12 protein-coding genes are annotated in these 13,608 nt (G+C 66.0%); 7 read left to right on the top strand and 5 right to left on the bottom strand.

The window, feature by feature from the left end:
* The first annotated feature begins 31 nt into the window (after positions 1-31).
* Positions 32-1,345, top strand: a complete 1,314-nt coding sequence (locus tag AC0MAZ_RS02380) for an ATP-binding protein (protein WP_232854980.1) — start codon at positions 32-34, stop codon at positions 1,343-1,345.
* A gap of 107 nt (positions 1,346-1,452) precedes the next feature.
* Here the strand turns inward: AC0MAZ_RS02380 and rimK are convergent, their stop codons facing one another.
* Together rimK and rimB are read right to left on the bottom strand one after the other, a co-directional pair.
* Complete coding sequence (gene rimK / locus AC0MAZ_RS02375; protein WP_203649560.1) at positions 1,453-2,358, bottom strand: 30S ribosomal protein S6--L-glutamate ligase; 906 nt, start codon at positions 2,356-2,358, stop codon at positions 1,453-1,455.
* Positions 2,355-2,837, bottom strand: a complete 483-nt coding sequence (gene rimB / locus AC0MAZ_RS02370) for a retropepsin-like aspartic endopeptidase RimB (RefSeq protein ID WP_028689207.1) — start codon at positions 2,835-2,837, stop codon at positions 2,355-2,357. The genes rimK and rimB overlap by 4 nt, the downstream gene beginning before the upstream one ends.
* A 109-nt stretch (positions 2,838-2,946) precedes the next feature.
* Here rimB and AC0MAZ_RS02365 point away from each other — a divergent pair, with 109 nt between their 5' ends.
* The 6 genes from AC0MAZ_RS02365 to gcvP all read left to right on the top strand — a co-directional run bounded on the left by AC0MAZ_RS02365 (position 2,947) and on the right by gcvP (position 10,946).
* A complete protein-coding gene (locus AC0MAZ_RS02365; protein ID WP_203649562.1) occupies positions 2,947-3,348 on the top strand; it encodes an RNA-binding S4 domain-containing protein in 402 nt (133 codons plus the stop codon).
* Between the two features lie 123 nt (positions 3,349-3,471).
* Positions 3,472-4,473 (top strand): extracellular solute-binding protein, encoded by a 1,002-nt coding sequence (locus tag AC0MAZ_RS02360; protein ID WP_203649564.1) that lies wholly within the window; start codon positions 3,472-3,474, stop codon positions 4,471-4,473.
* A gap of 161 nt (positions 4,474-4,634) precedes the next feature.
* Positions 4,635-6,257 carry an ABC transporter permease gene (locus tag AC0MAZ_RS02355; protein ID WP_203649566.1) on the top strand — a complete coding sequence of 541 codons (1,623 nt, stop codon included), beginning with the start codon at positions 4,635-4,637 and terminating at the stop codon, positions 6,255-6,257.
* A gap of 124 nt (positions 6,258-6,381) precedes the next feature.
* Complete coding sequence (gene gcvT, locus AC0MAZ_RS02350) at positions 6,382-7,464, top strand: glycine cleavage system aminomethyltransferase GcvT (RefSeq protein WP_475860045.1); 1,083 nt, start codon at positions 6,382-6,384, stop codon at positions 7,462-7,464.
* A 49-nt stretch (positions 7,465-7,513) separates the two neighbouring features.
* Positions 7,514-7,897 (top strand): glycine cleavage system protein GcvH, encoded by a 384-nt coding sequence (gene gcvH / locus AC0MAZ_RS02345; RefSeq protein ID WP_203649571.1) that lies wholly within the window; start codon positions 7,514-7,516, stop codon positions 7,895-7,897.
* A gap of 175 nt (positions 7,898-8,072) precedes the next feature.
* Positions 8,073-10,946: an aminomethyl-transferring glycine dehydrogenase gene (gcvP, locus tag AC0MAZ_RS02340; protein WP_475860043.1), complete on the top strand. Its 2,874-nt coding sequence runs from the start codon at positions 8,073-8,075 to the stop codon at positions 10,944-10,946.
* Positions 10,947-11,103: 157 nt separating this feature from the next.
* Here gcvP and AC0MAZ_RS02335 read toward each other — a convergent pair whose 3' ends face one another.
* The 3 genes from AC0MAZ_RS02335 to AC0MAZ_RS02325 all read right to left on the bottom strand — a co-directional run bounded on the left by AC0MAZ_RS02335 (position 11,104) and on the right by AC0MAZ_RS02325 (position 13,607).
* Entirely contained in the window at positions 11,104-11,418 is a 315-nt protein-coding gene (locus AC0MAZ_RS02335) for a DUF2388 domain-containing protein (RefSeq protein ID WP_028688550.1), read from the bottom strand.
* A 92-nt stretch (positions 11,419-11,510) separates the two neighbouring features.
* Positions 11,511-13,193 carry a GspE/PulE family protein gene (locus tag AC0MAZ_RS02330; RefSeq protein WP_254464440.1) on the bottom strand — a complete coding sequence of 561 codons (1,683 nt, stop codon included), beginning with the start codon at positions 13,191-13,193 and terminating at the stop codon, positions 11,511-11,513.
* Between the two features lie 99 nt (positions 13,194-13,292).
* Positions 13,293-13,607 (bottom strand): hypothetical protein, encoded by a 315-nt coding sequence (locus AC0MAZ_RS02325; RefSeq protein WP_203649577.1) that lies wholly within the window; start codon positions 13,605-13,607, stop codon positions 13,293-13,295.
* Position 13,608: the final 1 nt, after the last annotated feature.

Below are 13,608 nucleotides of genomic sequence, written 5' to 3'. Positions count from 1 at the left end.
CGGCCGGCCCTTTCAGTACAGTAGTTGATCGATGAAAACGCCTCTCTGGTTCCCGCAAAGCTTCTTCGCCCGCACCCTCTGGCTGGTGCTGATCGTCGTGCTGTTTTCCAAGGCACTGACGCTCGTGTACCTGCTGATGAACGAGGACGTGCTGGTCGACCGCCAGTACAGCCACGGCGTGGCCCTGACGCTGCGCGCCTACTGGGCTGCGGATGAAGAGAACCGTGACCAGATCGCCGAGGCGGCCGGGCTGATCCGGGTGACCGGCGCCGGCGTGCCGGAGGGCGAGCAGCACTGGCCGTATAGCGAGATCTACCAGCGCCAGATGCAGGCCGAACTGGGCGATGACACCGAGGTGCGGCTGCGCATCCACGCGCCGCCCGCGCTGTGGGTGAATGCCCCGAGCCTGGGCCCGGGCTGGCTCAAGGTGCCGCTGTATCCGCACCCGCTGCGTGGGCAGAAGATCTGGAACGTACTTGGCTGGTTCCTGGCCATCGGCCTGTTGTCCACGGCATCGGCGTGGATCTTTGTGCGTCAGCTCAACCAGCCGCTCAAGCGCCTGGTGTTCGCTGCCCGCCAGCTGGGCCAGGGGCGCAGCGTGCGCCTGCCGATCAGCGACACCCCCAGCGAGATGACCGAGGTGTACCGCGCGTTCAACCAGATGGCCGAGGATGTCGAGCAGGCCGGGCGTGAGCGCGAGCTGATGCTGGCCGGAGTGTCCCATGACCTGCGCACGCCGCTGACCCGGCTGCGCCTGTCGCTGTCGCTGATGGACAACGACAGCGACCTCAGCGAGGACATGGTCCGTGACATCGAAGACATGGACGCGATCCTCGACCAGTTCCTGGCGTTCATTCGTGACGGGCGCGACGAACCGGTGGAGGAGGTCGACCTCAACGACCTGATCTACGAAGTGGTGGCGCCCTACAACCAACACAAGGAGCAGGTACGGCTGTGCCTGGAGCCGATCCCGCCGTTCCCGCTGCGCCGGGTGTCGCTCAAGCGCATGCTGGGCAACCTGATCGGCAACGCCCTGCATCACGCCGGCAAGGGCGTGGAGGTGGCGGCCTATGTGTCGGGCGAGCAGAGCGCGCCGTATGTGGTGCTCAGCGTGCTGGACCGAGGCGCGGGCATCGACGAGTCGGAGCTGGAGACCATCTTCAACCCGTTCATCCGTGGCGACCGGGCACGGGGCGGCAAGGGCACCGGGTTGGGGCTGGCGATCGTCAAGCGCATCGCCGCGCAGCATGGCGGCAATGTGGAGTTGCGCAATCGCTCCGGTGGCGGGATCGAGGCGCGGGTGAGGTTGCCGCTGGGGTTGTTGTTGCCGCGTAACGCTGTCTGATCGTTGTTGTTTGTACGGGCCTCTTCGCGGCTAATGCCGCTCCCACAGAGAACATGCAAAAACCTGTGGGAGCGGCTTCAGCCGCGAAGAGGCCGGTAAAGGCACCATCAACCCTTGCCCTTGGTCCGTGTCTGATTCGGCCCGCTGTTCTTCTCCAGGTGCTCGATGATCATCCCGGCCACGTCCTTGCCGGTGGTCACCTCGATACCCTCAAGCCCCGGCGATGAATTCACCTCCATCACCAGCGGCCCGTGATTGGATCGCAGGATATCCACCCCCGCCACGCTCAGGCCCATGACCTTCGCCGCGCGAATCGCGGTCATGCGCTCTTCCGGGGTGATCTTGATCAGGCTGGCCACGCCACCACGGTGCAGGTTGGAGCGGAACTCGCCCGGCTTGGCCTGGCGCTTCATCGAGGCGATCACCTTGTCGCCCACCACGAAGCAGCGGATATCGGCGCCCCCGGCCTCCTTGATGTATTCCTGGACCATGATGTTCTGCTTCAGGCCCATGAACGCCTCGATCACCGACTCGGCGGCCTTGGCGGTTTCGCACAGCACCACGCCGATGCCCTGGGTACCTTCGAGCACCTTGATCACCAGTGGCGCGCCGTTGACCATCTGGATCAGGTCGGGGATATCGTCCGGCGAGTGGGCGAAACCGGTGATCGGCAGGCCGATACCGCGCCGAGACAGCAGTTGCAGCGAGCGCAGCTTGTCCCGCGAACGGGCGATGGCCACCGACTCGTTGAGCGGGTAGACGCCCATCATCTCGAACTGGCGCAGCACCGCGCAGCCATAGAAGGTGACCGATGCGCCGATGCGCGGGATCACCGCATCGAACCCCTCCAGCGGCTTGCCGCGGTAATGGATCTGCGGCTTGTGGCTGGCAATGTTCATATAGGCCCGGAGCGTGTCGATCACCACCACTTCGTGGCCCCGCTGGATACCGGCCTCGACCAGGCGGCGGGTGGAATACAGACGCGGATTGCGCGACAGCACAGCGATCTTCATGCAGCACCTGTGACAGGGGAAAGGGTGGCCGGGAAGGCCGGTTTGTCCTGGACGTACTTCAGACCTGGGTTGACCACCAACTGACCATGGATGAGCGCTTTCGAGCCGAGCAGCAGCCGATAGCGCATGCTCTTGCGGCAGGCCAGGGTGAATTCGACTTCCCAGACCCGGTCACCGAGCGCCAGGGCCGTGCGGATCACATAGCGGATCTGGGCCTGGCCGTTGGAGCTCTTGATGGTCTTCATGGTCACCAGCGGCGCCTCGCAACGCCGGTGACGCAACTGCACCACCGAGCCCAGGTGCGCGGTGAAGCGCACCCATGGCTGGCCATCGCGCTCGAACGGTTCGACCTCGGTGGCGTGCAGGCTGGAGGTGCTGGCACCGGTGTCGATCTTGGCGCGCAGGCCGGCGACACCCAGCTCGGGCAGGGCGACCCACTCGCGCAGGCCGATCACAGTCAGGTGGTCAAATGTCTTCACGAAGCGTGCCCTGGGGATATGGAGGTGAACTGTAATGACGGCACGGACTTTTTGCATCCGTCAGTCACGGTAGTACAGTTCCGTGAAAGACAGAATTCGAGGAAAGACCATGGCACAAAAGCCTGAAGACGACGACAAGGTACGCCTGGACAAATGGCTGTGGGCGGCGCGCTTCTACAAGACCCGCGCCTTGGCCAAGGCGGCGATCGAAAGCGGCAAGGTGCACTGCCGGGGCGAGCGCTGCAAGCCGGGCAAGGAGCCACGGGTGGGCGACGAGTTCGTGCTGCGCACCGGTTTCGACGAGCGCACCGTGGTGGTCAGGGCATTGTCGGTGGTGCGCCGCGGAGCGCCTGAGGCGCAGACGCTCTACGAGGAAACGGCCGAGAGCGTGAAACGTCGCGAACAGGCGGCCGAGATGCGCAAGGCGGGCGCGCTGGGCATGACCAGCGATGGGCGACCGAACAAGAAGCAGCGGCGGCAGATCCACCAGTTGCAGGGCAATTTCGAATGATCGGTGCTGCTATGCAGCCCTCGCAACCAGCCCCTTGCAACATCCAGTAACTCCTCGACAGATGAGCAGGAAAATGGGATTCACTACCATTTACACTTCTCAATCCAGCGAGGAGTACCCCCGATGTTGCCCCGCAAGCCCCTACTGGCCGCCCTGGCCCTCACTCTGTTCGGCGGCACCGCCCAGGCGGCGGATGAAGTGGTGGTGTACTCCTCGCGCATCGACGAGCTGATCAAGCCGGTGTTCGACGCCTATACCGCCAAGACCGGCGTCAAGATCAAGTTCATCACCGACAAGGAAGCCCCGCTGATGCAGCGCATCAAGGCCGAGGGCGAGAACGGCGTGGCCGACCTGCTGCTCACCGTCGATGCCGGCAACCTCTGGCAGGCCGAGCAGATGGGCATCCTGCAGCCGATCAAGTCGGCGGTCATCGACCAGAACATCCCGCCGCAGTACCGCGCCTCGTCCCATGACTGGACCGGCCTGAGCCTGCGCGCGCGGACCATCGCCTACTCCACCGACCGGGTCAAACCGGGTGAGCTCAGCACCTACGAGGCCCTGGCCGACAAGAACTGGGAGGGCCGCCTGTGCCTGCGCACGGCGAAGAAGGTCTACAACCAGTCGCTGACCGCCACGCTGATCGAGAACCACGGCGAGGCCGAGACCGAGAAGCTGATCAAGGGCTGGGTCAACAACCTGTCCACCGATGTGTTCTCCGACGACACCGCGGTGCTCCAGGCCATCGCCGCCGGGCAGTGCGACGTGGGCATCGTCAACACCTACTACTACGGGCGCCTGCACAAGGAGAAGCCCGACCTGCCGGTGAAGCTGTTCTGGCCCAACCAGGCTGATCGCGGCGTGCACGTCAACCTGTCGGGCATCGGCCTGACCAAGCATGCACCGCATCCGGAAGCGGCGAAGAAACTGGTGGAGTGGATGACCGGCGAGGAGGCGCAGAAGCTGTTCGCCGACATCAACCAGGAGTTCCCGGCCAACCCGAAGGTCAAGCCATCGACGGAAGTCGCGGCCTGGGGCAGCTTCAAGGCCGACAGCATTCCGGTGGAAGTCGCCGGCAAGCGTCAGGCCGAAGCCATTCGCTTGATGGATCGGGCTGGCTGGAACTGAGTTTCAGCGCTTATCCTTGCGGGGCCTTCAAGGGCCCCTTCGCGGCTAAAGCCGCTCCCACAGGTTCTGCGCTGCCTGGCAGGTTTGCGCGATCCCTGTGGGAGCGGCTTTAGCCGCGAACGACCGCGCAGCGGTCGCCACCTGCAACCGAGACTCCTGCATTGCCCCACACCCCCCAACGCCGCTGGTACCTGCCGGTCTCCCTGACCGCCGCCCTGGTTCTGCTACCGCTGAGCGTCCTGCTGCTGTCCTGGCAATCGGTCGACATGCAGATCTGGTCGCACCTGCTCGACACCCAGATGAGCCGCCTGCTGGGCAACACCCTGACCCTGGTGCTGGGGGTGGGCCTCGGCGTGACCGTGCTGGGGGTGAGCCTGGCCTGGCTCACCAGCCTCTGCGAATTCCCCGGTCGGCGCTGGCTGGACTGGGCGCTGATGCTGCCGTTCGCGATTCCGGCCTATGTCCTGGCGTTCGTCTTCGTCGGCCTGCTCGACTTCGCAGGCCCGGTGCAGACGGCCCTGCGCGAGGTGTTCGGGCCCATGCGCCTGCCGCGGGTGCGCTCCACGGGCGGCGTGATCACGGTGCTGGTGCTGGTGTTCTATCCCTATGTCTACCTGCTGGCGCGCACCGCGTTCATGGCCCAGGGCAAGGGCCTGATGGAGGCGGCGCGGGTACTCGGGCTGTCGCCGCTGCAGGCGTTCTGGCGGGTGGCCTTGCCGATGGCGCGCCCGGCCATCGGCGCCGGCATCGCCCTGGCGCTGATGGAGACCCTGGCCGACTTCGGCGCGGTGGCGGTGTTCAACTTCGACACCTTCACCACGGCCATCTACAAGACCTGGTACGGCTTCTTCAGCCTGTCCAGCGCGGCGCAGCTGGCCAGCCTGCTGCTGCTGGCGGTGATGCTGGTGCTGTATGGCGAGCGCCGCGCCCGTGGTGCCAGCCGCAGCGGCAATGAGCGGCCGCGAGGCCAGGCGCTGTACCACCTGCGGGGGATCAAGGCATTGGCCGCCAGCGGCTGGTGCCTGCTGGTGTTCGCCTGCGCTTTCGTCATTCCGATGCTGCAGTTGCTGGCGTGGTTCTGGCAGCGCGGCCGACACGATCTGGATGAGCGGTATGTCGGGTTGGTCCTGCACACTTTGTACCTGGGCGCCATGGCGGCGCTGATCACGGTCAGTGTGGCCATGCTGATGGCCTTCGCCCGGCGCCAGGCGCCGACCACGGCCATCCGCGCCGGGGTCGGCCTGGCCAACCTCGGCTATGCCTTGCCGGGCTCGGTGCTGGCTGTATCGATCATGCTGGCGTTCAGCTACCTGGACAACCAACTGGTGGTGCCGCTGTCGCAATGGTTGGGCGGGGCGGGCAAGCCGTTGCTGCTGGGCAGCCTGTCGGCCCTGCTGCTGGCCTACCTGGTGCGCTTCATCGCCGTGGCCTATGGCCCGTTGGAAAGCAGCCTGGAGCGGATCCGTCCGTCGTTGCCGGAGGCGTCGCGCAGCCTCGGGGTCGCCGGGCCGGGATTGTTTTTCAAGGTGTATCTGCCGTTGCTGGTGCCCGGTGCGCTCAGCGCCGCCCTGCTGGTGTTCGTCGACGTGTTGAAAGAGATGCCGGCGACCCTGCTGATGCGCCCGTTCGGCTGGGACACCCTGGCCGTGCGGGTGTTCGAGATGACCAGCGAGGGCGAATGGGCACGCGCCTCGCTGCCGGCCCTGACCCTGGTGCTGGTCGGCCTGCTGCCGGTGATCGGCCTGATCCGTCGCTCGGCCCATCGTCCGGGCCACCCGCGCTGAGGGTGCCACGCAGCTTCCTTGCGGCTACAATGCGCGGCATTCGCAGCGACGGGTCCTACAAGAACAGGTGATGATTGAACATCGCCGACCGCCGCCGCCTCGCCACGCCCGGAAGGAGAAACCCATGGGACAGCGTACGCCTCTGTATGACCTGCACCTGGCGCTCGGCGCCAAGACGGTCGATTTCGGCGGATGGGACATGCCCCTGCATTACGGCTCGCAAGTCGAGGAGCACCACCAGGTGCGCAGTGACTGCGGGGTCTTCGATGTCTCCCACATGACCGTCATCGATATCGACGGTTGCGCCGCCACACCCTGGCTGCAACACCTGCTGGCCAATGACGTGACGCGTCTGGAAAGCCCCGGCAAGGCCCTCTACAGCCCCCTGCTCAACGCCGACGGCGGGGTGATCGACGACCTGATCGCCTACCGCACCGAGGACGGCTACCGTCTGGTGGCCAATGCCGCCACCCGCGACAAGGTACTGGCCTGGCTGCAAGCGCGTAGCGAAGGTTTCAAGGTCAGTTTCAAGGTGCGCCCTGACCTGGCCATTCTCGCCATCCAGGGCCCCCATGCCCGGGAAAAGGTCGCCGCCTTGCTCAGCGCCTCGCGTGCCGCGCTGATCCGCGAACTGCGCCCGTTCGAAGGCCTCGCCGACGGTGACTGGTTCATCGCCCGCACCGGTTATACCGGTGAGGACGGCCTGGAGATCATCCTTCCCGGCGCACAGGCCCCGGCGTTCTTCAACGACCTGGTCGGCGCCGGCATCGCCCCGAGCGGCCTGGGCGCGCGCGATACGCTGCGCCTGGAAGCCGGCATGAACCTGTATGGCCAGGACATCGACGAAGCCCACACCCCGCTGACCTCCAACCTGGGTTGGAGCGTCGCCTGGGAGCCGGCGGGGCGCGAATTCATTGGCCGTGCCGGCCTGCTGGCGGAAATCGAGCAGGGCGTGAAGGAAAAACTGGTCGGCCTGGTGCTCGAGGAGCGGGGTGTACTGCGTGCCCACCAGGTGGTCCGTGTATCCGGGATTGGCGAAGGAGAGATAACCAGTGGTAGTTTCTCGCCTACGCTGAGCAAATCCATTGCCTTGGCCCGCGTGCCGATGGCCACCGGCGACCGCGCCGAGGTGGAGATCCGCGGCAAGTGGTACCCGGTGCGGGTGGTCAAGCCGACCTTCGTGCGCCATGGCAAGATCCTGATCTGATTATTCAAATGGCGGGCCGACCGCTGACCCTAACGAGGAATACAAGACAATGAGCCAAATCCCCGCCGACCTGCGTTTTGCCGAAAGCCATGAATGGGCCCGCCTGGAAGCCGATGGCACAGTGACCGTGGGTATCAGCGATCACGCCCAGGAAGCCCTGGGTGACGTGGTGTTCGTCGAGCTGGCCGAAGTCGGCAAGGTGTTCGCTGCTGGCGACGCCGCTGGCGTGGTCGAGTCGGTCAAGGCAGCTTCGGACATCTACGCGCCGGTGGGTGGCGAGGTGATCGCGGTCAACGAAGAACTGGCCGACAGCCCGGAACTGCTCAACGAATCGCCGTACGATTCGTGGATCTTCAAGCTCAAGCCGAGCGACAAGTCCGAGCTGGACAAGCTGCTGGATGCCGCTGGTTACGCAGCCCTGATCGGCGAGTGACAGGACCGGCCTCATCGCGGGGCAAGCCCGCTCCCACGCATGGTACACATCGTGGGAGCGGGCTTGCCCCGCGATGAGGCCGGTATTGTAAAAGCAAGTTTTCCCGCAACATCGCCGATCCCTTCCTAGACTTGTAAGTCTCCCTTGAGAACTGGTCCAGGAAGAGATCGTCGCCATGTCCCAGTCGCCATCCCTGCATCAACTGCAAGAGCCCAACCCTTTCCTGCGTCGCCACCTGGGGCCCGATGCCCAGGAGCAGCAGGCCATGCTCGACGCCCTTGGCGTTGCCAGCCGCAGCGAACTGATCGAGCAGACGGTACCGCCGGGCATCCGCTTCAACCGCCCGCTCGACCTGCCGCCGGCTCTCGACGAGCAGGCCGCGCTGGCCAGGCTGGCGAGCCATGCCGCGCAGAACCAGCTGTGGACCAGCCTGATCGGCATGGGCTACCACGCGACCATCACCCCTACGGTCATCCTGCGCAACGTGCTGGAGAATCCCGGCTGGTACACCGCCTACACGCCCTATCAGCCGGAAATCGCCCAAGGGCGGCTGGAGGCGCTGCTGAACTACCAGCAGATGGTCATCGACCTCACCGGCCTGGCCCTGGCCAATGCCTCGTTGCTCGACGAGGCCACCGCCGCCGCCGAGGCCATGGCCATGGCCAAGCGTGTGGCACGCAGCAAGAGCAATGCCTTTTTCGCCGACGAGCACTGCCACCCGCAGACCCTGTCGGTGCTCAAGACCCGCGCCGAGGGCTTCGGCTTCGAGCTGATCATCGATTCTGTGGATAACCTGGCCAAGCACAAGGTGTTCGGCGCGTTGCTGCAATACCCGGACACCCACGGCGAGGTGCGCGACCTGCGTCCGCTGGTCGAGCAACTGCACGCCCAGCAGGCCCTGGCCTGCGTCGCCGCCGACATTCTCAGCCTGGTGGTGCTGACGCCGCCGGGCGAGCTGGGGGCCGACGTGGTGCTCGGCTCGACCCAGCGCTTTGGCGTGCCCATGGGCTACGGCGGGCCGCATGCGGCCTATTTCGCCTGTCGCGACGATTACAAGCGGGCCATGCCCGGGCGCATCATCGGCGTGTCCCGCGATGCCCGTGGCAACACCGCGCTGCGCATGGCCCTGCAAACCCGCGAGCAACACATCCGCCGGGAGAAGGCCAACTCCAATATCTGCACGGCCCAGGTGCTGCTGGCCAATATCGCCGGCTTCTACGCCGTCTACCACGGCCCCGAAGGCCTGCAGCGCATCGCCCAGCGGGTGCACCGGCTGACCTTCATCCTCGCTGCCGGCCTCGAAGCCAAGGGCATCAAGCGCCTCAACCAGCACTTCTTCGACACCCTGACCCTGGACGTCGGCGGCACCCAGGCGGCGATCATCGAGAGCGCCGAGGCCGCGCGCATCAACCTGCGCATCCTCGGGCGCGGGCACCTGGGGGTGAGCCTGGACGAAACCTGTAACGAAGCCACGGTGCTCAAGCTGCTGGATATCTTTCTCGGCGTCGACCACGGCCTGGACATCGCCACGCTCGACCAGCAGGCGCTGCCCGAAGGCATCCCCGGCGCGCTGGTGCGCCGTACGCCGATCCTCGGGCACCCGGTGTTCAACCTGCACCACAGCGAAACCGAGATGCTGCGCTACCTCAAGCAGCTGGAGAACAAGGACCTGGCACTGAACCAGTCAATGATCCCGCTGGGCTCGTGCACCATGAAGCTCAATGCCAGCAGCGAGATGATCCCCATCACCTGGTCGGAGTTCGCCCAGCCGCATCCCTTTGCCCCGGCCGCCCAGGTGCAAGGCTACAAGGCGATGATCGACGAGCTGGAAAGCTGGTTGTGCGCGATCACCGGCTTCGACGCCATCTGCATGCAGCCCAACTCCGGTGCCCAGGGCGAATACGCCGGGCTCATGGCGATCACCCGTTACCACCGCAGTCGTCACCAGCCCGGGCGCACCTTGTGCCTGATCCCGTCCTCGGCCCATGGCACCAACCCGGCATCGGCGCAGATGGCCGGCATGGAAGTGGTGATCGTCGAGTGCGACGAAGACGGCAACGTCGATCTCGATGATCTCAAGGCCAAGGCCCACGCCGCCGGCGAGCGGCTGTCATGCCTCATGGTGACCTACCCCTCCACCCATGGCGTGTACGAGGAGGGGATCCGCGAGATCTGCGAAGTGGTGCACCAGTACGGTGGGCAGGTGTACATGGACGGCGCCAACCTCAATGCCCAGGTGGGGCTGGCGCGACCGGCGGACATCGGTGCCGATGTCTCGCACATGAACCTGCACAAGACCTTCTGCATTCCCCATGGCGGTGGCGGTCCGGGCATGGGCCCGATCGGCATCCGCGCCCACCTCAAGCCGTTCGTCGCCAGCCACCCGGTGGTGCCGGTGCCGGGCTTGGAGCCGACCAACAGCGCGGTGAGCGCGGCGCCCTGGGGCAGTGCCAGCATCCTGCCGATCAGCTGGATGTACATCGCCATGATGGGGCCGCAACTGGCCGACGCCAGCGAGGTGGCGATCCTGTCCGCCAACTACCTGGCCAGCCAGCTGCGCGATGCCTTCCCGGTGCTCTACCGTGGGCGCAACCAACGGGTGGCCCATGAGTGCATCTTTGACCTGCGGCCGCTCAAGGCGCTGACCGGCATCACCGAGGAGGATGTGGCCAAGCGCCTGATGGACTACGGCTTCCATGCGCCGACCATGTCGTTCCCGGTGCCGGGCACGCTGATGGTCGAGCCCACCGAAAGCGAGTCGAAGGCCGAACTGGACCGTTTCGTCGAGGCGATGCTGGCGATCAGGGCGGAAATCGCCGAAGTACAGGAGGGTAACTGGCCGGCCGAGGACAATCCGCTCAAGCATGCGCCGCATACCCTGGCCGACGTGCTGGCGCCGTGGAACCGGCCATACAGCATCGAGCAGGGCATCGCCCCCAGCGCTCACGCGCGCCAGCATAAGTACTGGCCGGCGGTGAACCGGGTCGACAACGTGTATGGAGACAGGAACCTGTTCTGTGCGTGCGTGCCGGTGGAGGCATATCGCTGAGAGGGGAACCATCCCCTGTAGGAGCGGCCTTGTGCCGCGAAAAGGGGTGCGAAGCACCCCCGGCGATTCGTGGACCAAGCTGATATCGCCGGAGCCGCTTTCGGCCCTTTCGCGGCACAAGGCCGCTCCTACAGAAGGGAGCGTTTGTTTTGAATGATTACTCGGCCACGGCGTTCTTGGCCAGGATCGCGTTGGCCAGCTCCATGTCGCTGGCCTGGACGCCCGGGTTGTCCGCGCGCACCTGGCGGATCGCGGCTTCCAGGAACGGCCCGCGGATGGCGCCTTCGCTGGCGACGAAGCTGCCGGCGTCGTCCTGGGCGGCGACGATCAGCTTGTGATCCTTGAAGGTCAGGTAGGTCGAGGCAGTGGTGGCACCGGAGGAGATGATGTTGCGCCAGAACGTGTCGGCCATGGCGGAGCCAAGGGGCAGCGAGCAGAGGACGGTGGCTGCGATGGCTGTTTTGAAACGCATGATGAATCACCTCGGTCGATGAGGGCTGTCGGAATGCCGGTTTGATCCGGTTTTCCGCTGCCAAGTTCCCGACCACACAGGGGATTTCTTACTTATCCACAGACCCGCAGCACTTCCTCGAGGGAGGTCAGCCGTTGCTCGGCCAGCCGGCGCCCGCAGCGGCGCAGGTCGTGCAGGCCATCGGCGGCCGCCTGCTGGCGCAGCGCCTCCAGATCGGCGCCCGGGGTAATGCGCTGGCGCAGCGCGCTGCCGACCCGGAGCAGCTCGAACAGCCCGGTGCGGCCATGAAAGCCGCTGCCCCGGCAGGTCTGGCAGGCGGGGCGATCAGTGTGCTCCATGCCTTGGCAGGATGGGCACAGGGTGCGCACCAGGCGCTGGGCCATGACCCCGAGCAGCGTGGCCCTGATCAGATAGTCGGCCACCTTCAGCTCCTGCAGGCGGGTGATCGCCGCGCAGGCATCGTCGGTGTGCAGGGTGGACAGCACCAGGTGGCCGGTCAGGGCCGCTTGTACTGCCACCTGGGCGGTTTCCTGATCGCGGATCTCGCCGATCATGATGATGTCCGGGTCCTGCCGCAGCAGGGCGCGCACGCCATCGGCGAAGCCCAGGCCCAGGCCTGGTTGCACCTGCAGCTGGTTGATCGCAGGCTCCAGTCGCTCGATGGGGTCTTCGATGCTGCACAGGTTGACCTGGGGCGTGGCCAGGTGGCGCAGGCTGGCGTACAGGGTACTGGTCTTGCCCGAGCCGGTGGGCCCGGTCACCAGCAGGATACCCTGGCGTCGCTGCAGCAGGGCTTTCCACTGGGTGAGCAAGGGCGCCTCCAGGCCAAGGTGTTCGAGGGTTTCGTGGCGTAGCTGCGGATCGAACAGGCGCAGCACCAGCTTTTCGCCGAATGGCGTGGGCAGCGTGGACAGGCGCAGTTCGATCTGCGCGCCATCCGCCAGGCGGCTTTTCAGGCGGCCGTCCTGTGGCCGGCGTTTCTCCGCCACGTTCATCCGGCCCAGGTGCTTGAGGCGGCTGACCATGGCCAGGGCGACGCCGGCCGGGAAGGCATAGACGGGGTACAGCAGGCCATCGATGCGCAGGCGCAGGTGACCCAGTTCACGGCGCGGTTCCAGGTGGATATCGCTGGCGCGCTGTTCGATGGCGTATTGCAGTATCCAGTCGACGATGCGCACCACATGCTGATCGTCGGCGTCCGCCTGCGCTTGGCTAGCGCCGAGCTCCAGCAGTTGCTCCAGCTCGCCGAGCCCGGGTGTAGGGGGCTGTCCGGCACCGCGCAGCGAATGCGCCAGGCCGAAGAAGGTGGGCGTCAGCTGGCGGATCTGCCGTGGACTGGCCAGCACCCGTTGCACGCGCTTGCCCAGGGCTTGGCTCAGGTCGGCTTCCCAGTCACGTCGATAGGGTTGGGCGCTGGCCACGGTGACGCTGCTGTCGTCCACTGCCACGGCGAGAATGCCGTGGCGTTCGGCGAAGGCCGCGGACATCAGGTTGGCGATCTGTGTCAGGTCGACCCGCAGCGGGTCGATGTGCAGGAACGGTTGGCCCACCACGCCCGCCAGCCAGTGGCAGAGCGCGTCGAGGCTCAGGTGCTGGCCAGGGTGCAACGGGTCTGCCAGGGCCAGCTCGGCAATCAGCTCCAGGGGATGCTTGTCAGGGTGCTGCCTGGCCCGTTCGAGCGCCTTGAGCGCGTCGCAGGCGGCGATCCGCTGTTCGGCGAGCAAGGCGTCGAGCAGGCGGTTCAGGTCCAGGTCTTGGCTAGCGTTGGCGAACATGGCGATATCCCTGCCAGGTGATCCATGACGCTGGCAAGGCTAGCCAGAGGGCGCGGCGGTCGGGTGAATAAAGGGTTTCGGAATCTTGCCGGAGCGCGATCAGGCCGAGGCGGCCTGCGCCAGGCGTGGCCGGCACTCCAGGCTGACATCGGCCACGCAGACCAGGTTGCGCAGCTTCTGCGCGATGACTTCGGCGCGGTGCCAGCTCAGGCCGCCGATGCCGATTTCCATGTCCAGCAGGTCATCGCACTGGCTGACCTGCACGCTGTGCGGCGTGAGGAACTGCAGGGCGAACAGGTTGAGCACCCGGCACAGGCTGTCCGGTTCCGCCTCGGCCTGCAGGCGGTAGTGGACGGTGCTGTGGGCGGTGTTGGCGGCCCAGGCATCGATCCTGGGGTGTTCGGCTGCGTGCATG

The sequence above is a fragment of the Pseudomonas sp. A genome, from assembly GCF_056270345.1.
This window is presented reverse-complemented; position numbering and strand designations above follow the sequence as displayed.